Raw genomic sequence first — 20,828 nt, 5'->3', positions numbered from 1 at the left:
GACGTCAAAACAAAAGCGCATTCAAAATCATGGTGCAGGTGCAGGTGCAGGTGCAGGTGCAGGTGCAGGTTTTTTCGCTTTTTCTTCTGCCAGTCGGTGTTCCAGTTCAACCAGTTGCTCAGGGGATACGGCGGGGTAACCTTGGGCATCATCCGGTATCACGTGTACTGCCGGAATAGGGATTAATGGCCCAAGGAAACGTGGTTCGCGTTTCATAATATAGAGATCTGACAGCGCGCTAAGGCGGGCAAAGATCTCACGTACCCGAACATTGAGCATATTTTTGGGGGACGGCACTGCAAAACACTGCGCTTGAATCCCCATATGCATTGCGATAAACAACGCCCGTTCGCAATGGAAACGCTGGGTAATGATAATAAAATCATTGGTATCAAATACTTTTCGAGTACGTACAATAGAATCTAATGTGCGAAAACCAGCATAGTCCAGCACGATATCAGAAGGCGCGACACCCGCTGCAATCAAGTCACGGCGCATGGTCATCGGTTCGTTATAACTTTGCAGGGCGTTATCACCGCTAAGTAGCAAGTAGCTTACTTTACCGCTGTTGTAGGCGTTTAACGCGCCTTGAATTCGGTATTGATAAAACTGATTAATACCACCGGTTCGATAATACTTAGCCGTACCTAATACCACACCAACCTGCCGGTGCGGTAAGTCTTGCAGCTCATCGTAGATAAAAGGGGCTGTTTTCCAGCTAATCCAGCGATCGAGTGCAATAGCTGTCACCATCAGCAACCCTGCGATGATAATTAAGCTAATAATCAGGCGTTTCCACATTCTCTGGCCTTCGATACATTCAATTCACTGGTGATATTGCAAGGCTACTGTACCCGCCTGTGTTGCGCAATATATATCCCCTTCGTTCTTGAAGCTACCGTGTTGTTAGCTTGCCGTCTGGCTGTAACTTCAAGGACTTTGGGGTGAAAGCAAGCAGTACAGGCCGGATAATAACTAGAACGAGGTTCGTTTGTAGCTACGATATTGCGGTTGCCAATAGTTGTGCTCAATGGCTTTGGCTAATGCTTCTTCAGACGTGACAATAGCGACCCCTTGCAACTGTGCGGCTTTCCCTACTTGCATAGCGATGATTTTTGATACTGCCTGAATATCGTCGATATTGGGCAGTAGCGCCCCTTCACCACTTTCCGCCAGCGGTGAACACTGTGCCAATGCACGGCTGGCTGCCATCAGCATACCGTCGGTGACACGCTTGGCACCGGATGCCAGCACCCCCAAACCAATACCTGGGAAGATATAAGAGTTATTGCATTGTGCAATCGGATACAGTTTCTCTTTATAACTGACTGGCGAGAAGGGGCTGCCTGTTGCGACCAATGCTGCGCCATCGGTCCAGTTAATAATGTCTTCAGGCCGTGCTTCTACCCGTGATGTTGGGTTCGACAATGGCATCACTATCGGGCGTGGACAGTGCTTGTGCATCTCGCGGATCAGCTCTTCGGTAAACAACCCCGGCTGGCCAGAAACGCCAATCAGCACCGTGGGTTTGGCATTACGCACCACATCCTGCAACGAGATTGAGTCGCTGGCCAGATTCCAGCTTTGCAACGCATCGCTTTTTTGCACCAGTTTACTTTGGAAATCCAACAGATTAGGCAGTTTATCCGTTAACAGGCCAAAACGGTCGACCATAAAGACACGCGCCCGAGCCTGTTCTTCACTCAGACCTTCCGAAATCATCTGCGCAATGATTTGTTCAGCAATACCACAACCGGCTGAACCTGCGCCGAGGAAGGTGACGGTTTGGTCACGCAACTGGCTGCCAGCGGCATTACTTGCCGCAATCAAACTGCCCAGAGTGACCGCTGCTGTGCCCTGAATATCATCATTGAAGCAGCATAACTCATCGCGATAGCGGTTGAGCAGTGGCGTGGCATTGTTCTGCGCAAAATCTTCAAACTGCAACAACACATTTGGCCAGCGGCGTTTGACTGCCTGAATGAATTCATCAACAAAGGCATAATATTCGTCGCCGGAAATACGCGGGTGACGCCAGCCCATATACAGCGGGTCGTTCAGACGTTGCGGGTTGTTGGTGCCCACATCCAGTACCACTGGCAAAGTATACGCCGGACTAATACCACCGCACGCGGTATACAGAGACAGTTTACCAATGGGAATACCCATACCACCGATACCTTGGTCACCAAGGCCGAGAATGCGTTCGCCGTCAGTGACCACGATAACTTTCACATTTTGCTTGGTGGCGTTTTGCAGCATGTCATCAATGTGTTCGCGGTTTGGATAAGAGATAAATAACCCACGCGCGCGGCGATAGATATCCGAGAAGTGTTCGCAAGCCTCACCCACGGTCGGGGTATAAATAATAGGCATCATCTCGCTGAGATGGGCTTCCAGCAGGCGGTAGAATAGCGTCTCATTGGTATCTTGAATATTACGCAGATAAATATGCTTATCGTCGTCGTTTTTGAAATCCTGATATTGGCGGTAAGCACGCTCCGCCTGTTCTTCAATGGTTTCAACCGCTTCCGGCAATAAGCCGTGTAAATTGAAGTGGTCGCGCTCATCATTGGTGAACGCGCTACCCTTGTTCAATAAAGGGAATTCTAATAGGATCGGGCCAGCGTAGGGGATGTACAGGGGGCGTTTACTTTCGTATTCAAGTTCCATGAGTTTTTACTCTTATGACTGTGGGGCTGGACAGTAATTGTTACCCCCGATCCTAAAAGATAAGAAGAATATGTACAGCTTTTGTTAGTTAAATATGTCGGTTGCCCGTAAAAGTGCGAGTTAACTTGCATATTTGGTCATTGATAGTGAGAAAATGTTGTTTTTTTGCCAAGGGGTTAACGATGTAACCCCATGTTCGGTTCTATCTGTTTAAAATGTCACGCGTTCTATATCCGAACAACCCAGTGCTGCCAGTGTTGCGCGGGTGGCATCCCACTGAGTTAGTATCGGTTTATTGCCTTCAACCAGCACCGCTCGGTGGATAGAATTACAATTCTTATCGGACATATTCGCCATGATTAACGCCGCTTGCAGCGGTGGCAGGCTTGGGTTAAAAGCGGCATTTTCAGCATAGCGGCCGGTATAAATAGCGCCGTCGGCGGTTTCCAATGCCACACCACTGTGGGCGTTGCTGTATGGCGCATGGCTGTGGTTTGCACCAGCAAGTGCTGCCTGAGTCAGTTCATCAGTTTCAGCAATTTTATAACCGTGATCAACAGGGTCCATCAGCAGGGTGGTGATATCCAAATCTTTCGGGCCGAAAGAGTCTGGCAAATACTGCTCCAGTGTTGATGCAGGGCGGCCCGGTAGATGGATATGCAGGCCGCTTCCGCTGTTCAGCTCATTCATAAACTGGCGGCAATGACCACACGGCGTATAGTTGACCGTAATGGAGACCAAACTGGCCTCATTACGCAGCCATGCATGGGTGACGGCACATTGTTCGGCGTGGATGGTTTGTTGCAGTGGCGTACCACTGAACTCCATATTGGCACCGAAATAGAGATTGCCGCTGATACCGCGAGCAATAGCCCCGACATTAAAATCAGATACGGGTGTCAATGCACAAGCCGCTGCCAGTGGTAACAATGCAAACGCCAGCTCATCATCATCCAACCCACTGTTGCTTTTCACCGTTTTCACTTGCTCTGCTGTCAGCATGGCAGGGAAATCGTTTGCGTTCATGATAGGTTTAAGTGCTGATTGCAGTGAGGTGGACAACGTTGCCCAAGCGCCATGAAAACGTGTTTGCATAGGGTTCTCTCCAATAGTTACGAGGAACTATTTTAGGCAGCTTAGGGGTTTCTTGGTGTGATCTGTATCTCGTTATATATGAAATCTATGCAAGTAAAATCTCAAATGAGAGATGTATCTCAAATTTATACCCTAATCCTTACTATTCCTAACTAGATTTCCAGATGCAGGAATGCGGCTTGCAGCGGCCTCGCTGAGCGAGGCTCATGGACGGGCCGAGTAAAGAACGCAGCCAACACATCCGCAGTTTGAAAGGTGATGACGGTATTATCCAAATAAATGTAGCAGCACCGGAAACAAGAAAGGGGCTAGCAGTGAGGTGATAATCCCACAGATAACCAGCGCGAGTGAGCTGAATGCACCTTCCTGAAAATCCAGCTCGGCACAACGGGCGGTACCCAGGGCGTGCGATGCAGTCCCCATTGCCAGCCCGCGTGAGGCTTTAGTGGTGATTTTCAATATATTCAGCAAGCTGTGACCAAACACCGCACCCAAAATCCCAACAAATATAACGCACACTGCGCTGATGGCGGGCAGGCCATGAATAGATTCGGCCACCGCCATCGCAATCGGTGTGGTGACGGACTTAGGCAACACTGAGGCGGCAATTTCAGGGGTTGCACCCATCCACAGGGCCACAGCAGTACCGCTAACCATCGCGGTGATACTGCCGATAAAACAGATGCTAATGATTGATTTCCAGCGCGCACGAATCTGATGCAACTGCTCATACAGCGGGAAAGCCAACGCCACCACGGCCGGTTGCAGCAGGTCATTAAGCATTTTGCTGCCCACAAAATAGTTGGCATAAGGCATATGCGTCACTAATAGCAATGGAATGATGACAACCATTGATATAAGTAATGGATTGAGCAACGGCATTTTCAGCCAGCGGGCTAAACGACGCGCACTGAAGAACACAATTAACGTGAGTGGCAGTGACCACCATAAGTTGCTGATCATTGTTCCTCCTCCTTACGGGTCGGAGAACCCATCACCTTGCGCTCACGATGGACATAATGCGAGCTGTAACCTACCACCAACATGACTATCAGGGTACTGACAAAGCAGGAAACCACGATCGGGCCAAATTGTGTGGTCAGTTGATCATAATATTGCATCACACCCACACCTATTGGCACAAACAGCAACGCCATATAGCGGATCAATATATGACAGCCCGGTTTTACCCACTTGGATGGCAAGATTTGTGAGGCAAGCAGAGCAAACAGAATCAACATTCCAAGGATGCTACCGGGGATAGTGATAGGCAGCAGTAGAGCCAGCGCTTTACCGGCCCATAAGCACAGATAAATGATGGCGAAAGCCCGTAGGTACTGCCAGCAAAGTGAAGGCACATTGCGCATAGAATGGGGTCCTGAGTTACGGAATGTATTCATCATACAATTAAGTTTGAATCTGTGCTACTGATCACGCCATGAATAATATCAATGGAGACATTCTGATCGCGACTACTTATTTAGGCGATAAATCATGAGGCGTTAGATCCGGCTTTCCTGCGCTTTGGCCAGTCGATAACCACGATAGAAGAATGCCAGCCCTAAAATAGCCGCGATAATTAGCATGTAGAACATCATCTGAGGGGCGGCATAAGCTAACAGGAGGCCGCAGAGCACCGGATTCAGCGCACCGCCCAACTGACCGAGGTTCTGTACCCCATAGTAACTGCCTTTGAGATTCGCCGGAGCAATAAAATCGATAAACATATACTCGACTGGGATAACAATAATTTCACCCAATGAGAAAATTGCCATTGCTAACATCCATAACGGAATTGAATCCTGAGCTGCCATAAACCCTATCAGACCAATAATAAAGAACAGTGTCCCCATCATCAGCCAGCGCATTAAGTTCTGTTGATTCATTCGGCGGCTCAATAGATATTGCAGGGTAATGACAATCACTGCATTCACCGTCATTACCGCGCCGATAACCTGATAGGCAAATTTAGCATCAGAAACTGTAATCAGATATTGTGATAAATAGCCAGAAAACTGGCCAAACACGATGGCACTGAGCATACTGCCGAGAGTGAAGTAAATCAGCCGTTTATCCTGACGCAGGATAGTCAATGTCTGGCGGAAATCAGGAGCTGATTCAGTTTCTGAACGTTCCGTTACCGACATATCAATGTGGCTTATTCTGAATTTCAGCACGACGGCAACCAGTAACGCTAATATACCTGAAATGATAAACGGCATTTGTGGGCCAAAACCAACCACCAGTACCCCCAGCGCTGGGCCAACCGCCCAGCCAACATTGACCAGTGTGTAGTTGGCCGAGAAGGCTTTGATGCGCTCATTGACCGGCAACCAGTCGGCAAAACAGGCTTTAATAGCGATGCTATAAACTGAGTATGCCGAATGCAGCAATGCCAAAATCAGGATAATCCACGCCGGATGTTCAATCCACGGCAAGGTAAAAAAGGTGGCAGAGAACAGGGTAATCGCCAGCAAAATCAAGCGCTTTTTATTGAATTTATCCACCAGATAACCGCCATACAGACTGGTGAAAATCCCCAAGGTCAAACTCGCCCCCAACACCAGTCCAACCTTGTCTGGCGCTAGTTGAAAGTGTTCGGCCAAATAGATAGTAATAAACGGCAGCGTTATCGCTCGGCCAATGGTTAACACCAGCGAGGCAATCAGCAGGTTAGTGACACGCGATGGAAATCCTTTCATGGTATTTTCTTATTTTTAATTATGGGTAATAAGTTGTTTCTATGCGGATTATTGCCAATAAAAGGAATGACACGCACAGCATTTCGACGCGGCTCAGCCAATTACAGTAGACTATTGCAGGAGCGAAAGAGAGAGGGGGAGGAAGTTTTTTGCAAATAGCAGATCGACCTGAATCGACCTGCCATTTATAGACTATTAACCTAAATATTCGATGATAGATAGCCCGCCATTATAATCAGTGCTGTAGATAATCCCTTGAGTATCAACAAACACATCACATGACTGAATAACTTGTGGGCGACCTGGTCGTTTATCCATCATTTTTTCCGGTGCCGCAGGCACCAGAGCGCCCGTTTCCTTCGGCTGATACGGGTTGCTGATATCATAGGCCCGAACCCCCGCATTCTGATAAGTGGCAAAAATCAGCGATGAACTGATAAAACTGCCAGGGCGGTTTTCATGCAGATTATGTGGGCCAAAATGTGCGCCTTTTTTTACATAATCTCGCTCATCAGGCACGGGGAAGGTTGAGATACTTAGCGGATTGCTCGGCTCACGAATATCGAATAGCCAAATATGTTTCTCGCCATCCTCTTGGTTATCCAGTACTGCTTCATCCAGCACCACCAGTAAGTCGCGATCTGGCAGGGGAAGCGCAGTATGAGTCCCGCCACCAAAAGGGGGGCTCCAGTTACGATGACTGACCAGTTTTGGCTCAGTGCGGTCGCTGACATCTAATAGTGTCAGGCCACCATCACGCCAACTGCCGTAAGCTGTATCACCGCTGACAATAGCATGGTGCAATGCATAGCGCTGACCTTCAGGCCAGCTTGCGTGTTCGCCCGCAGCGGTATGCATACCGGGTAAAGCATAACGCCCGGCAACCTGTGGTTTTTGCGGATCAGCCAAATCAATGGTTAGAAAAATATAATCACTGTAGCCGTCGATCAGCGCAGAAACATAGGCCCAGCGCCCACCGACATACCAGATACGGTGGATACCGATGCCATCAAGTGGCAGGAAACTTATCTCACGGGGCTTATCCGGTATCGAAATATCAAAAATACGTAAACCGGCACTCCAACTACGTCCTTCTTGCCGGGTATTGACCGTTTGGGCCACCGAGCGGGTGTAATACACTTTCTCTTCGGCAAAACGGACATCAGCAAACAAGTCACGGGCATTAATCACCAGTAGCAGGTCATCATGCGTTTGTAAGTGCACATTCCACGTATTGGGTGGCGCGGCGATGAAACCTGCCGGACGTGGGTTTTTTGCGTCTCGTACATCAATAATCGAAACGCCCTGCGACACCATATGGCCGACATAGGCAAAACCACGATGCACCATCACCTGCACGCCATCGGGCTTTCCACCCTGATCACTGTGACCAATCAGTCGCATATTGCGGCTGTATTCGGGAGTAGGTAAAAAACCTTGCGTTGCCATCTATTTCCCTCCAAAGCGATTAGCGTTACTGGCCGTTTTGGGTGGCAAGAGTGGCAAACCACGGTGAGTTGAAATCATCTGATTGGCCCCAGCCCGGAATAATCTTACTCAAACCTGTAACGTTAATCGGGCCGGGTTGGCTCGCCAGCAACGCTTGTGGAATAGCGGCAGCACGGAATTCATAACTGGCAGGGGTCTCTTCACCGGCAATTTTCTTGGCAACCAGGCGTAAGTTAACGGCACCAATCAGCTTAGGATCAACTGCAACACTAACTTTCCACGGGCTATTTGCTTCACGCATCAGTTGCAAATCCTGATTCGAGATATCAATACTGTACAATTTGATTTCGGTACGGCCATTCTCTTGTAAGGCTTTATAAGCGCCTTGAGTAAAGGCATCCCAGCTTCCCCAAATTGCATCGATTTTGCCTTTCGGGTATTTCGCCAATATGGCACCCACTTTGTTGGCGGTATCCCCCTGAACATCGGATGAAACAGCCCCGATAGATTCCAGTTCAGTAATGCCTGGATTTTGTTTCAGCAGTGCCTGATAAGCGGCCTGGCGACGTTCCATTGGTGGGAATCCGGCTACCCAGAGTTTGATAATATTCGCTTTACCGTTGAAGTCTTTGACCAATTGACCGAAGGATTCATTGGTCAGTGAGGCATCATCTTGTTGGGTGACAGTCAGACCGGGGATATCCCCTTGAATGGCGGTATCAAATACAGATACGGCAATGCCGTTCGCCGCAATGCGTTTTACCAGCTCAGTTGAGTAGGGGGCACGGCCCTGGGAAAGAATAATCCCGTCGTATTTCTGGCTGATAGCCTGATTAACAAAATCTTGAAAACGTGCGTCATCACCGTTGCTCAAGAAAGTATCGACTTTGAAACCCAGTTTTTTGCCTTCTTTCAATACACCAGACAGGAATTGAGTGGTGTTATCGTCAGAACCTAAATTACGGATCACCGCAATTTTAATTTGCCCTGGATGCCTGGCAATGGCATCAGGAATAGGGGCTACCGTGGCGATGTCCGCAGCGAATACTGGCAGTGCCATCAGCAGGTTTAGGGCCAGTAATGGGGAAGCAATTTTTTTCATCCGGAACTCCGTCATGGTGTTGATAAGTTGTGCAATATGTACAGTGCTGTCATTGTTATGGCTATCTTTGTGTCTAGACGTCTATTTTTTCCTGTGTAGCATCATAACCATAACTATTTTGATAAGGAATTAACTTTGTTATGAATTTTTGGATCGCGTTATATCTTTTAGTTTGGAATGCGTAAACAACAAGCAGAATGAGGGGGAGAGCCTGTATCGATAGTCGTAATAGCCATCCATTTATTATGGTTTATTTTATTATTTACTTTCGTTTGAATTTTTTTTGATGATCATGGTCATTATTAATATGTTATTTCACTACGACGCGAGTGCTGATATTCTAAATAACTGGGGCTGTAGCGATAAATAAAAGAGATAGGCGAGTGCTATAAGTTTACAGTTTGTTAAATAAGGTATTAATGATGCTTAAAGGATTAAAGTCACTATGGGTAAGATTAGCAGTCTATGTAAACTTGGTACGGATAGCGCTCAAATAGCACAACTGAATTTCAACAACTTACGCGACAATACGACTTCTTTTTATGTATCACGCAGCGAATTCTTGTTTCTATTTGTCCGTTATTTGTTAGCGTTAATAATAATTATTATTTTACTGGCGGTGTTATTGCCGGATTTATTTGATGAACTACTGCTCATGTTCTTGCAGTCCTTTCCAGCGATTTTGTCACTGGTCTTACTGCTGCCTTGTTCGCAACGATTAGCCGCACAAGGATTAAGTTCTTATTTATTGATTTGCCATCTTTTCCCGCTAATCAATTACCTCCCAGCAAATAAATTAACCTTACCTTTGGTTGGCGCATTTTGTCTTTATCTACTATTTATCAACATTTATTCAGCCCGGCCACCCGAGTATCAATATCAAAAACAGCAAAAAAGAGAGTTAACAGGAGAGTATCCCTTTGGATTAACATTGGTTTGTTTCTGTCTGTTATATATAAGTTTTTCCTCCTGTTTGAATTAGATGATGCGATTATTTTGCTGATGGCGTTATCGTGGATATTTTTCTTACTGGCTAAATGGCATTGGCCGGTTGTAGCACTGAATACATTAGGGGCTGTGGGTGTTTTTTTGTTTTTCTCTTCAGGTTTAGTGGAGTTAAAACATCATGAGAATATTATTATTGAGGCACTCATCAAGATATCACTGCTGGATAATATTTTATTCCTGATTTTCTCATTAAGTCTGTTTCTTAATATGCTGTTTTGGTTAGAGGCATGGCAACGAGGGCGGCGGCCACTGCGAGTCACGGAAGGGTAACGCTATTCATTAATAAAAAAGCCGGTCAAGGGTAACTTGACCGGCTTTTACCTCCTAACTTCCAGAGGATATTTGCCTGAAAATTATTTAACCTGCATCCCGGGTTGTGCGCCGCTATCTGGGCTGAGTAGGAAGATATCACTGCCGCCAGGCCCGGCAGCCATCACCATACCCTCTGAGATACCGAAGCGCATTTTGCGTGGTGCCAGGTTCGCGACCATCATTGTCAGGCGGCCTTCCAGCACTTTCGGATTAGGATAAGCCGAACGGATGCCGGAGAATACCTGGCGGGTTTCGCCACCAATATCCAGCGTCAGTTTCAACAATTTATCCGAACCTTCCACCAACTCTGCCTGTTGAATTAGCGCGATGCGCATATCTACTTTGGCAAAGTCATCGAAACTGATGGTTTCCTGAATTGGGTCATCGGCTAATGGGCCAGTTACCGCGACTGTTGCCGCCATATCTTCTTTAGAAGACGCAACCATTTCGTTCACCTTATCCACATCAATGCGATTAAACAGCGCTTTGAAGGCATTGATCTGATGGCCTAACAGGGGCTGTTCAATGCCATCCCACGTCAATTCAGTATTGAGGAAAGCCTCAGTGCGTTCAGTCAGGGAAGGGAGCACCGGTTTTAGGTATGTCATCAGTACCCGGAACAGGTTGATACCCATTGAACAAATAGCTTGCAGATCGGCGTCACGGCCTTCCTCTTTCGCCACCACCCACGGAGCCTGTTCATCAACATAGCGGTTAGCCACATCGGCTAGCGCCATAATTTCACGAATCGCTTTGCTAGATTCACGGCTGGTATAAGCATCAGCAATACTAACTGCCGCATCGGTGAAGGTCTTATACAGCACCGGGTCAGCCAACTGGTCAGCTAATTTTCCGCCGAAGCGTTTATTGATGAAACCGGCATTGCGTGAGGCCAGATTAACCACTTTATTAACGATATCGGCATTAACGCGCTGGACGAAATCCTCCAGGTTTAGGTCAATGTCATCAATCCGTGAAGAGAGCTTCGCGGCGTAGTAATAACGCAGGCAATCGGCATCCAGATGTTGCAGGTATGTGCCCGCTTTTATAAAGGTGCCACGGGATTTTGACATTTTTGCGCCGTTTACCGTCACATAACCATGAACGAAGACGTTGGTCGGTTTACGGAAGTTACTGCCTTCCAGCATCGCCGGCCAGAACAAGCTGTGGAAGTAAACAATGTCTTTACCGATGAAATGATACAGGTCGGTTTTAGAATCTTCACGCCAGAACTCATCAAAATCGATATCACCGCGCTTATCACACAGATTTTTAAATGAACCCATGTAGCCGATGGGCGCATCCAGCCAGACGTAGAAATATTTACCCGGCGCATCGGGCACTTCAAAACCGAAGTAAGGCGCATCTCGGGTGATATCCCATTGTTGCAGGCCAGATTCAAACCATTCCTGCATTTTGTTCGCGACCTGTTCTTGCAGTGCGCCGGAGCGTGTCCAGGCTTGCAACATATCGCTGAAAGCAGGTAAGTCGAAGAAGAAATGCTCAGATTCACGCATGACCGGTGTGGCACCGGAAACCGCGGATTGAGGGTTGATAAGTTCAGTTGGGCTGTAGGTTGCGCCACAGACTTCACAGTTATCACCATATTGATCCGGCGCTTTACATTTCGGGCAGGTGCCTTTGACAAAACGGTCGGGCAGGAACATGCCCTTCTCAGGATCATAGAGCTGAGAAATGGTGCGATTCTTAATATGACCGTTCGCTTTCAAACGGCTATAGATCAGGCTCGATAATTCACGGTTTTCATCACTGTGGGTCGAGTGATAGTTATCATAACTGATAGCGAAACCGGCGAAATCCTGTTGGTGCTCCTGGCTCATTTCGGCAATCATCTGCTCCGGTTCGATACCCATTTGCTGAGCTTTCAGCATAATTGGGGTGCCGTGGGCATCATCTGCACAGATAAAATGAACCTGGTTGCCGCGCATTCGCTGGAAACGAACCCAGATATCCGCCTGGATATGCTCGAGCATGTGGCCGAGATGAATAGAACCGTTAGCGTATGGTAGCGCGCACGTCACCAATATTTTTTTCGCGACTTGAGCCATAGTGGGAAATTGCTTTCTTTATGTCGATTAAAGGGGCTTTGATGTTAACCGATATACTGGCTTGTCGCTAGGGTAAGGCAATCTGCACGTTGTCTTAAGCCATAACCGGCCCATTTTGACGACGCTTTGGCATATTTGGTTATTAACCATACCGGGAATGTGGCGTGATGCTATTTTCTCGCGATTCGGGCCACACAGGTGTTATCGAGTTCTGGTACACTGGTATAGGTTAACAACGATAAATTCAAGGAGCCGGGATGAGCCAAAAATCCCCCGAGCAGACCACCCCTGACCTGCTGCAATCACAAATTTCAAAGGTTCTTACTGCCTTTAAACACCCAACCTTGCAAAAAAGCCTGAGTGCGCTGCACGCTATCCATCACTGTGCGTTATTGGATAATGTGCTGCATATCGAACTGGTGATGCCTTTTGCCTGGCGATTTGGTTTTGATGCATTGAAGGAGTCGGTCAGCGGAGAACTGCTGGCTGTGACCGGTGCCAAATCCATTGATTGGAAGCTTTCTCATAATATCACTACCTTGAAGCGAGCCAACGACCAGCCCGGTGTTAAAGGGGTGCGCAATATTCTGGCGGTTAGCTCCGGTAAGGGCGGGGTGGGGAAATCCAGTACCGCCGTGAATCTGGCGCTGGCACTGGCAGAAGAGGGCGTTAAAGTGGGTATTCTGGATGCAGATATCTACGGCCCATCCATTCCAAACATGCTGGGTACCATGAATCAGCGCCCAACCTCGCCAGATGGCAAGCATATGGCACCGATTATGGCCCACGGTATGGCCACCAACTCCATTGGTTATTTGGTCACCGATGAGAATGCTATGGTATGGCGCGGCCCGATGGCCAGTAAGGCATTGATGCAGATGTTACAAGATACCTTATGGCCAGATTTGGACTATCTGGTCATCGATATGCCACCGGGCACCGGTGATATCCAACTGACGTTGTCGCAAAACATTCCGGTCACTGGCGCGCTGGTGGTGACCACGCCACAGGACATCGCGTTGATTGATGCCATGAAAGGTATTGTGATGTTCGAGAAGGTGCATGTGCCGGTGTTGGGTATCGTTGAAAATATGAGTATGCATATATGCAGCAACTGCGGTCATCTTGAGCCTATTTTCGGTACTGGCGGAGCTGAAAAACTGGCACAAAAATATAATTGCAAGTTGTTAGGGCAAATCCCACTGCATATTTCACTGCGCGAAGACCTTGATCGCGGCGAACCCACGGTTATCAGCCAACCAGACAGCGAATTTGCTGATATTTATCGCCAACTGGCGGCGAATGTGGCGGCAGAAATGTACTGGCAAGGTGAAGCTATCCCGACGGAAATTTCATTCCGCGCGGTGTAACAGCCGCTAACACCCCTGCGGCGTCAAAGACGCAGGGTATAGTGCTGGCATCAAACCCGCTAACTCCTTATAATTGCCGCGCTCGAAGCACCTTGCGTGCTTTGTCTCCCTCCACACTTCGTAATCAGGTCTTTAATTTTATGACTGACAAAGCACACCAGTGCGTCATTATCGGGATAGCCGGCGCTTCTGCCTCCGGGAAAAGTCTTATCGCCAGCACGTTATATCGTGAATTGCGCGACCAGGTAGGCGACCAACATATTGGCGTCATTCCTGAGGATGGTTATTACAAAGACCAGAGCCATTTGTCGATGGAAGAGCGGGTCAAAACCAACTATGACCACCCGAGTGCGATGGACCACAACTTATTGCTGGAACACCTGCGATCGTTGAAGACGGGTAAGTCCATTGAGCTGCCGCTTTACAGCTATACCGAGCATACCCGTAAGAAAGAAACAGTACATTTAGAACCGAAAAAGGTGATTATTCTGGAGGGGATTCTGTTATTGACGGATATTCGCCTGCGCCAGGAGATGAACTTCTCCATTTTTGTCGATACGCCTTTGGATATCTGCCTGATGCGCCGTATGAAGCGCGACGTGAATGAGCGTGGCCGTTCAATGGATTCAGTGATGGCCCAATACCAGAAAACGGTACGTCCGATGTTCCTGCAATTTATAGAACCATCCAAACAATATGCAGATATTATCGTTCCACGCGGCGGAAAGAACCGGATTGCGATCGATATTCTAAAAGCGAAAATCAGTCAGTTCTTTGAGTGACGTTATTCTGGACCTTTGCTTCTTTATATGGCAGCTTTCGTAGTATCTAAGCTGTAACATACGAATTTTGATGGGGATTTTGTAATGAGACTGTGCGATCGTGACATAGAAGCCTGGCTGGACTGCGGGAAATTAGGTATTGATCCTCGCCCACCGGTAGAACGTATCAATGGTGCCACGGTCGATGTTCGCTTAGGCAATCAATTCCGCGTTTTCAATGGTCACACGGCAGCATTTATCGATTTAAGTGGCCCGAAAGATGAAGTTAGCGCCGCGCTGGAACGGGTGATGAGCGAGGAGATCAATTTGCCAGAAGGGGAGGCGTTCTTCCTGCATCCGGGTGAATTGGCGTTGGCTGTGACACTGGAGTCGGTAACCATCCCCGATGATTTGGTCGGCTGGCTTGATGGCCGCTCCTCATTAGCTCGTCTTGGGCTAATGGTACATGTTACTGCCCACCGAATAGATCCGGGCTGGCAAGGCAGGATTGTGCTGGAGTTCTATAATTCAGGTAAGTTACCGTTGGCACTGCGCCCTGGAATGCTGATTGGTGCACTCAGCTTCGAACCGCTCTCTGGCCCGGCAGCCCGCCCTTATAATAGCCGTCAGGACGCCAAGTATCGTGGTCAACAAGGCGCTGTAGCCAGTCGTATTGATAAAGATTAGCCATTTTTCTCGCTGAGAATTCTAGCCTGTTTAGACTTTTCGCCTGTTTAGACAAGAGGATGTCATGAGACGATTACTGACGACGTTAGTTATCCTGCTGGTGGTATTGGTAGCAGGTATGAGCGCATTAGTACTGCTGGTAAATCCTAATGACTTTCGCGCCTATATGGTGAAACAGGTTGAAAAGAAAAGTGGTTACCATTTGCAGTTGGAGGGTGACCTCCGCTGGCACGTTTGGCCACAACTTAGCATTATCGCGGGCCGCACCGCATTGACGGCACCCGGTGCAAATTCACCGGTGATCAGTGCGGAAAATATGCGCCTGGATGTCAAACTTTGGCCGCTGTTATCGCATCAGCTTGATGTTAAACAGGTCATGCTGAAAGGCGCGGTCATCCGCTTAACACCAGATAGTGAAGCCCAGCAGCAACCAGATGCCCCTGTCGCCCCGTCAGGCAGTGCTCCTATTAATGCACATAAAGCCTGGAAGCTTGATATCAATAAGGTTCAGATTGCTGATAGCCTGTTGATTTGGCAGCGGTCTGATAACGATCAAGTAAATGTTCGCGACATCAATCTTGAGCTTAAGCAAGACGCCCAGCGCCAAGTCCATGTTACCCTCGCCAGCCGCGTAAACCGCAACCAACGTGATATTGCCTTCTCGCTGGTTATCGATGCGGATATGCGGCATTACCCCCAGCAGTTCAGCGCTAATATCAGCCAGTTTACCTATAAAATGGAAGGGGCTGGTATTCCTGTTGGTGGGGTTAGCGGTGAAGGGGCGTTGCAAGCCAGTTACCAAAGTGATGTCCAACAGTTATTACTTAACCAACTAAGTTTTACCGCCAATCATAATCAACTGACCGGTAGCGCAAAAGCCACTTTGGGTAAGGTGCCGGATTACATCGTCAATCTGGCTACCGATAATCTGAATCTGGATACTATTTTCGGCTGGGAACCTAAAAATGCTTCGGCGAGTAAAGAAACAGCAAAACAGCCAGCGATAACAGCGCCCGTTATTGCCACTGCGGCTGAGGATGATGTCGGGCAGGATTTACAGGTGTTACGCGATTTCACGGCACAGGTTTCACTGACGGCGAATAAGCTGGTTTACCGTGGGATTAACGTCAGCCAACTGTATCTGCAAGTATCAAACCAACAAGGTGATATGCAGATAAGCCGCTTGACGGGCAGTGCGCTTGAGGGGGATTTCTCCCTGCCGGGCACGTTGGATGTCACTGGCAAGAAGGTGCGGGCGATGCTGAAACCCGTGATAAATCATATGGAACTGGCTCCGGTGTTGTTGGCGGCAGGCTTGCCTCAGGTGATGACCGGCAAATTTTCGATGAATGCCTCTTTGTCAGGTGAGGGGGTGAGCGTCGAGGCATTTAACCATCGTTGGAAAGGGGATGCCCAACTCAGTATGAGCAATGCGCAGTTGCAAGGGCTTAATATTCAACAGCTTATCCAGCAGGCGGTCACTCGTAGCTCCAGTGATGTCAAAGGCCAGGATCGTTACGAACGCTATACCGAGGTTAAACAGTTACAAGCTGACCTGGCGCTCAATCGTGGTGCGATGAAAATTAGCAACCTGAGTGCGGATTCAGCTCTGATTGCTATCACGGGGAACGGGACACTTGATTTGCCAAAGCAATTGTGTGATATGAGCCTTGCCGTGCGGGTGATTCAGGGTTGGAGTGGGCAGGATAGTTTGGTGAAAATACTGCAAAATACCGATATTCCGCTGCGGATCTACGGCCCGTGGACCAAACTAAGCTATCAATTGGATGTTGACCAGTTGCTGCGTAACGAACTGCAACAACGCGCGAAAAAAGCACTCAGTGACTGGGCTGAACGTAATCAGCAAAGTCGCAGTAGCAAGGACTTAAAAAAGCTGATTGATAAGTTGTAGATATAACATCGCCTCTGGTATTGCGTTTTTTTATTTCCGGAGGCGATGGTGTCGTTTTGCTGTTGCGTTTTTGTTACTTGGTTGTTCTGGAAGTTAGTCATTGTAAAGATAGAACTCTTCTCTCTGCTCACAATCTGGTTTTTGTTTCTTAAATCCCTATGAATCATTGATAAATGTCATAAACTTGCCAATCGACTTTGGGCAGAGTGCAGAGCGATTAATGCATTTTAACTATAATAATGCTGAGGCAACACTTAGTAACACACAGCAACAGGCGAGTTCAGAGAGGGTATATGTTAGATCTATTAATTGGTGTTGTCGTGGCTGTAGGGGTAGGCCGTTACATCATTAAAGGCTATTCGGCGACGGGTGTGCTGATGGTCGGTGGTTTACTGCTTTTAATGATCAGTGCCTTAATGGGCAAAAGTGTATTACCGGCCAGCGCCACCTCAACAGGCTGGCGTGCTACCGATATCGTTGAGTACGTCAAAATCCTGCTGATGAGCCGGGGTGGTGACCTCGGCATGATGATCATGATGCTATGCGGTTTTGCGGCTTATATGACGCACATCGGTGCCAATGATGTGGTCGTGAAGATAGCCTCTAAACCACTGCAAATGATTAACTCACCCTATTTATTGATGGTTGCCGCTTATATTGTGGCCTGTTTGATGTCTTTAGCGGTATCGTCGGCGACCGGATTGGGCGTATTGTTGATGGCGACCCTGTTCCCAGTGATGGTTAACGTGGGTATCAGCCGTGGTGCGGCTGCTGCAATCTGTGCGTCTCCGGCAGCAATTATTTTGGCACCGACTTCAGGTGATGTGGTGCTGGCAGCGAAAGCCTCCGAAATGCCATTAGTAGATTTTGCCTTTAAAACCACCTTACCTATCTCTATTGCGGCTATCATTTGCATGGCTATCGCGCACTTCTTCTGGCAGCGTTATCTGGATAATAAAAGTCAGGAAAAGCATGAAATGATGGACGTGAATGAGATCACGACCAATGCGCCAAGCTTCTATGCGATTCTACCATTCACACCAATTATAGGTGTGCTGATATTCGATGGGAAATGGGGGCCAGAACTGCATATCATCACGGTATTGGTGATTTGTATGCTCATTGCCGCGCTGATTGAATTTGTGCGCAGTTTCAGTGCCAAAACGGTATTTGCTGGTCTTGAAGTCGCCTACCGAGGAATGGCTGATGCCTTTGCTACCGTGGTTATGCTGCTGGTTGCTGCTGGGGTATTTGCTCAAGGCTTGAGTACCGTTGGTTTCATCAGTGGCCTGATTGGTTTGGCTCAATCTTTTGGTACCGGAGGCATCGTGATGATGCTGGTACTGGTCACCATCACCATGCTGGCGGCCATGACTACCGGCTCAGGTAATGCACCGTTCTATGCATTTGTTGAATTGATCCCAAAACTGGCGGCGCAGATGGGGATAAATCCAGCTTACCTGGTTATCCCGATGCTACAAGCGTCGAATCTGGGGCGTACTTTATCCCCGGTTTCGGGCGTTGTGGTTGCGGTGGCAGGTATGGCGAAAATTTCACCTTTTGAAGTGGTAAAACGTACCTCAGTACCGGTTTTAGTTGGGCTGGTGGTGGTGGTGGTCGCAACTGAAATTTTGGTGCCAGTACACTTATAATCGTGCTATGCAGCCGTAAAAAGCCGGGCGGCGTAGGCTACCCGGCTTTTACTTTTCATTTCAACCGTCAATTATACTTCATAATCAGGGTCAGGCACTTTCAACGGCGTAATTTTCACCTTCAAGATACGATGACTGCTGACTTCCAGCGGTTCAAACAGATAATCACCAATCTTTAGTTGCTCACCTACCTGCGGAATTCGTTGGGTATACTCCATCAATAATCCCGCTAACGTATGATATTCACGTTTATCATCAATCGGCAGCGGCAGATAGAGCACTAAATCTTCCAGCGGCATATAGCCATTCGCTACCCAGCAGCCATCATCAGTTTGCTGAATATCATGGCGAGCATCCAGCTCTTCCCCGGCGACAGGCAAGTTGCCCGCGATAGTCTCCATAACATCAGTCAATGTAACGACCCCTTCAATAGAGCCAAATTCATCCACGACAAAGGCAAAATGGGTTTGCGCCTGGCGGAATTGCTCCAACGCCATCAGCAATGAAACTTGTTCTGGGAAAATCAGTGGTTGGTGGATTAATGCGCGTAAATCGAGCTTTTCGTCCGCCAACTGTTGCCTTAATAAATCGATTACGTGAATAACACCCAGAGGTTCATCAGTCGAACTGTCTTCAGTGACCACAATTCGGGTATGCAGATTTTTCGTCAGTAGCTGAGTTAGTTTTTCTGGTGGATCATTCAAATCGAGATACTCTACATCATGGCGAGAAGTCATAATGCTGCTGACCGTCCGCTGCGCCAGTCCCAATACCCGCTCAATCATCCGCCGTTCTTGCTCATTGAACACTTCCCGGCCCACACTGGTATTATCTGCAATTAAATTGGCTGTATGGTTATCCAATTCTGCTTCTTCATGTTTACCACTCAGCATACGTAATACCGCTTCAGCCGTACGCTCACGTAACGGGCGAACAGTTGAGAGGAAGCGTCGGCGATTGAACTGTGCAAATTGATTCAGTGATTCAATAATCACCGAGAAACCGATAGCAGCGTACAGATAACCTTTCGGAATATGGTAGCCAAAGCCCTCCGCCACTAAGTTGAAGCCGATCATCAGTAAGAAACTAAGACAGAGAATGACGATGGTTGGATGCGCATTCACAAAGCGCGTCAATGGTTTACTCGCCAGCAACATCAGACCAATGGCAATACAGACAGCAGCCATCATTACAGCCAGATGATCTACCATACCGACGGCGGTAATGACTGAATCCAGCGAGAAGATGGCGTCCAACACGACTATCTGTGCGACCACCGGCCAAAAACGAGCACCTTTGCGCTGCTGGCCTTGCAGGTGGTCTTTACCTTCCAACCGCTCATTAAGCTCCATCGTCGCTTTAAACAGCAGGAATATCCCACCAACCAGCATAATTAAGTCACGCGCACTGAAAGGGTGCCCGGATAGCGTAATCAGTGGGGCTGTCAATGTTGCCAGCCACGAAATACAGGCTAATAGAACAAGGCGCATCAATAACGCGCACAACAAACCGGTAACTCGGGCTTTATCTCGTTGATGGCGAGGAAGTTTTTCTGCCAAAATGGCAATAAATATCAGGTTATCAATGCCCAATACAATTTCGAGCACAACCAGCGTTGCCAGTCCTGCCCAAATAGTAGGATCTGCGATCCATTCCATATATCCCATTTCACCTTTTATTTCTTCTGATTAGACCAATAAAGCGAATAATGGGCGCAGACTGACTAAAATTCAATATCCAGCTAGATGATAACTTAACTCGATGAATATTCGCTCGAATAATCAACAAAGAGACAAAGCGTGAATATTGGGGTTTTTAAATTATTAGCTCAGCATATTCTTAAAAAAGTCTTATAGGTATGTAGAATGCGTAAGGCAAGCTTAACAAAGTGTTAAGGTAGAATATAATAAGTGATTGGTATGTAAATCTCTCGTAAGTGGTTTATTGAGACTTTATGAGCGTAATACATTGAAGTAATATAGAAATATAGGAGCTCTTTGATTTGGAGTACAGTCTACACTATTGGTTCAGTGAGT

At 47.8% G+C, this 20,828-nt stretch carries 17 protein-coding genes; 7 read left to right on the top strand and 10 right to left on the bottom strand.

All coding sequences use genetic code 11. The features are described 5' to 3' along the window. Positions 1–27: 27 nt before the first annotated feature. The 8 genes from sanA to YALDO0001_RS01740 all read right to left on the bottom strand — a co-directional run bounded on the left by sanA (position 28) and on the right by YALDO0001_RS01740 (position 9,021). The gene (gene sanA, locus YALDO0001_RS01775; protein ID WP_004699416.1) at positions 28–801 is read right to left on the bottom strand and encodes an outer membrane permeability protein SanA; all 774 of its coding nucleotides are present in this window, start codon (positions 799–801) and stop codon (positions 28–30) included. 174 nt (positions 802–975) lie between these two features. Beyond that, positions 976–2,673 carry an NAD-dependent malic enzyme gene (locus YALDO0001_RS01770; RefSeq protein ID WP_004699415.1) on the bottom strand — a complete coding sequence of 566 codons (1,698 nt, stop codon included), beginning with the start codon at positions 2,671–2,673 and terminating at the stop codon, positions 976–978. Between the two features lie 210 nt (positions 2,674–2,883). Next, on the bottom strand, positions 2,884–3,768 hold the full coding sequence (cdd, locus tag YALDO0001_RS01765; RefSeq protein ID WP_004699414.1) for a cytidine deaminase: 885 nt from the start codon (positions 3,766–3,768) through the stop codon (positions 2,884–2,886). Between the two features lie 267 nt (positions 3,769–4,035). Next, positions 4,036–4,731, bottom strand: a complete 696-nt coding sequence (locus YALDO0001_RS01760) for a CidB/LrgB family autolysis modulator (RefSeq protein ID WP_042839260.1) — start codon at positions 4,729–4,731, stop codon at positions 4,036–4,038. Beyond that, entirely contained in the window at positions 4,728–5,135 is a 408-nt protein-coding gene (locus YALDO0001_RS01755) for a CidA/LrgA family protein (protein WP_004699412.1), read from the bottom strand. The genes YALDO0001_RS01760 and YALDO0001_RS01755 overlap by 4 nt, the downstream gene beginning before the upstream one ends. Before the next feature lie 135 nt (positions 5,136–5,270). Further along, positions 5,271–6,470, bottom strand: coding sequence for an MFS transporter (locus tag YALDO0001_RS01750; protein ID WP_004699411.1), 1,200 nt, complete (start codon positions 6,468–6,470; stop codon positions 5,271–5,273). 195 nt (positions 6,471–6,665) lie between these two features. After that, entirely contained in the window at positions 6,666–7,919 is a 1,254-nt protein-coding gene (locus YALDO0001_RS01745; protein ID WP_042839259.1) for an LVIVD repeat-containing protein, read from the bottom strand. A gap of 25 nt (positions 7,920–7,944) precedes the next feature. Continuing rightward, entirely contained in the window at positions 7,945–9,021 is a 1,077-nt protein-coding gene (locus YALDO0001_RS01740; RefSeq protein ID WP_004699409.1) for a sugar ABC transporter substrate-binding protein, read from the bottom strand. 445 nt (positions 9,022–9,466) lie between these two features. Here YALDO0001_RS01740 and YALDO0001_RS22295 point away from each other — a divergent pair, with 445 nt between their 5' ends. Together YALDO0001_RS22295 and YALDO0001_RS22290 are read left to right on the top strand one after the other, a co-directional pair. After that, a complete protein-coding gene (locus YALDO0001_RS22295) occupies positions 9,467–10,003 on the top strand; it encodes a hypothetical protein (protein WP_353933415.1) in 537 nt (178 codons plus the stop codon). Positions 10,004–10,023: 20 nt separating this feature from the next. Then, positions 10,024–10,299, top strand: a complete 276-nt coding sequence (locus tag YALDO0001_RS22290; protein ID WP_004699407.1) for a hypothetical protein — start codon at positions 10,024–10,026, stop codon at positions 10,297–10,299. Between the two features lie 83 nt (positions 10,300–10,382). Here YALDO0001_RS22290 and metG read toward each other — a convergent pair whose 3' ends face one another. Further along, a complete protein-coding gene (gene metG, locus YALDO0001_RS01730) occupies positions 10,383–12,410 on the bottom strand; it encodes a methionine--tRNA ligase (RefSeq protein WP_042839258.1) in 2,028 nt (675 codons plus the stop codon). 257 nt (positions 12,411–12,667) lie between these two features. On the opposite strand from metG, the gene apbC reads away from it, so the two are divergent. The 5 genes from apbC to dcuC all read left to right on the top strand — a co-directional run bounded on the left by apbC (position 12,668) and on the right by dcuC (position 18,792). Continuing rightward, complete coding sequence (gene apbC / locus YALDO0001_RS01725) at positions 12,668–13,780, top strand: iron-sulfur cluster carrier protein ApbC (RefSeq protein WP_004699405.1); 1,113 nt, start codon at positions 12,668–12,670, stop codon at positions 13,778–13,780. 140 nt (positions 13,781–13,920) lie between these two features. Beyond that, complete coding sequence (gene udk / locus YALDO0001_RS01720) at positions 13,921–14,562, top strand: uridine kinase (protein ID WP_004699404.1); 642 nt, start codon at positions 13,921–13,923, stop codon at positions 14,560–14,562. A gap of 84 nt (positions 14,563–14,646) precedes the next feature. Beyond that, a complete protein-coding gene (gene dcd, locus YALDO0001_RS01715; RefSeq protein WP_004699403.1) occupies positions 14,647–15,228 on the top strand; it encodes a dCTP deaminase in 582 nt (193 codons plus the stop codon). 64 nt (positions 15,229–15,292) lie between these two features. Further along, positions 15,293–17,140, top strand: coding sequence for an outer membrane assembly protein AsmA (asmA, locus tag YALDO0001_RS01710; protein ID WP_004699402.1), 1,848 nt, complete (start codon positions 15,293–15,295; stop codon positions 17,138–17,140). 293 nt (positions 17,141–17,433) lie between these two features. Further along, positions 17,434–18,792 (top strand): anaerobic C4-dicarboxylate transporter DcuC, encoded by a 1,359-nt coding sequence (gene dcuC / locus YALDO0001_RS01705; RefSeq protein WP_004699401.1) that lies wholly within the window; start codon positions 17,434–17,436, stop codon positions 18,790–18,792. Between the two features lie 71 nt (positions 18,793–18,863). On the opposite strand, the gene YALDO0001_RS01700 is transcribed toward dcuC, so the two are convergent. Next, a complete protein-coding gene (locus tag YALDO0001_RS01700; RefSeq protein WP_004699400.1) occupies positions 18,864–20,450 on the bottom strand; it encodes a TerC family protein in 1,587 nt (528 codons plus the stop codon). Positions 20,451–20,828 lie beyond the last annotated feature (378 nt).

Source organism: Yersinia aldovae ATCC 35236, assembly GCF_000173735.1.
GTDB classification, from domain to species: Bacteria; Pseudomonadota; Gammaproteobacteria; order Enterobacterales; family Enterobacteriaceae; genus Yersinia; species Yersinia aldovae.
Note: the sequence above shows the minus strand (reverse complement) of the source record. Positions and strands in the feature narration are given on the sequence as shown.

What these genes read in the sequence shown, in the direction of transcription:
- YALDO0001_RS01740 (WP_004699409.1), bottom strand. Translation starts at nt 9,021, where the DNA reads ATGAAAAAAATTGCTTCCCCATTACTGGCCCTAAACCTGCTGATGGCA.
- YALDO0001_RS01755 (WP_004699412.1), bottom strand. Translation starts at nt 5,135, where the DNA reads ATGCGCAATGTGCCTTCACTTTGCTGGCAGTACCTACGGGCTTTCGCC.
- apbC (WP_004699405.1), top strand. Translation starts at nt 12,668, where the DNA reads ATGAGCCAAAAATCCCCCGAGCAGACCACCCCTGACCTGCTGCAATCA.
- dcuC (WP_004699401.1), top strand. Translation starts at nt 17,434, where the DNA reads ATGTTAGATCTATTAATTGGTGTTGTCGTGGCTGTAGGGGTAGGCCGT.
- YALDO0001_RS01745 (WP_042839259.1), bottom strand. Translation starts at nt 7,919, where the DNA reads ATGGCAACGCAAGGTTTTTTACCTACTCCCGAATACAGCCGCAATATG.
- YALDO0001_RS01760 (WP_042839260.1), bottom strand. Translation starts at nt 4,731, where the DNA reads ATGATCAGCAACTTATGGTGGTCACTGCCACTCACGTTAATTGTGTTC.
- sanA (WP_004699416.1), bottom strand. Translation starts at nt 801, where the DNA reads ATGTGGAAACGCCTGATTATTAGCTTAATTATCATCGCAGGGTTGCTG.
- YALDO0001_RS01750 (WP_004699411.1), bottom strand. Translation starts at nt 6,470, where the DNA reads ATGAAAGGATTTCCATCGCGTGTCACTAACCTGCTGATTGCCTCGCTG.
- YALDO0001_RS01770 (WP_004699415.1), bottom strand. Translation starts at nt 2,673, where the DNA reads ATGGAACTTGAATACGAAAGTAAACGCCCCCTGTACATCCCCTACGCT.
- cdd (WP_004699414.1), bottom strand. Translation starts at nt 3,768, where the DNA reads ATGCAAACACGTTTTCATGGCGCTTGGGCAACGTTGTCCACCTCACTG.
- dcd (WP_004699403.1), top strand. Translation starts at nt 14,647, where the DNA reads ATGAGACTGTGCGATCGTGACATAGAAGCCTGGCTGGACTGCGGGAAA.
- YALDO0001_RS22295 (WP_353933415.1), top strand. Translation starts at nt 9,467, where the DNA reads ATGGGTAAGATTAGCAGTCTATGTAAACTTGGTACGGATAGCGCTCAA.
- udk (WP_004699404.1), top strand. Translation starts at nt 13,921, where the DNA reads ATGACTGACAAAGCACACCAGTGCGTCATTATCGGGATAGCCGGCGCT.
- asmA (WP_004699402.1), top strand. Translation starts at nt 15,293, where the DNA reads ATGAGACGATTACTGACGACGTTAGTTATCCTGCTGGTGGTATTGGTA.
- metG (WP_042839258.1), bottom strand. Translation starts at nt 12,410, where the DNA reads ATGGCTCAAGTCGCGAAAAAAATATTGGTGACGTGCGCGCTACCATAC.
- YALDO0001_RS22290 (WP_004699407.1), top strand. Translation starts at nt 10,024, where the DNA reads ATGGCGTTATCGTGGATATTTTTCTTACTGGCTAAATGGCATTGGCCG.
- YALDO0001_RS01700 (WP_004699400.1), bottom strand. Translation starts at nt 20,450, where the DNA reads ATGGAATGGATCGCAGATCCTACTATTTGGGCAGGACTGGCAACGCTG.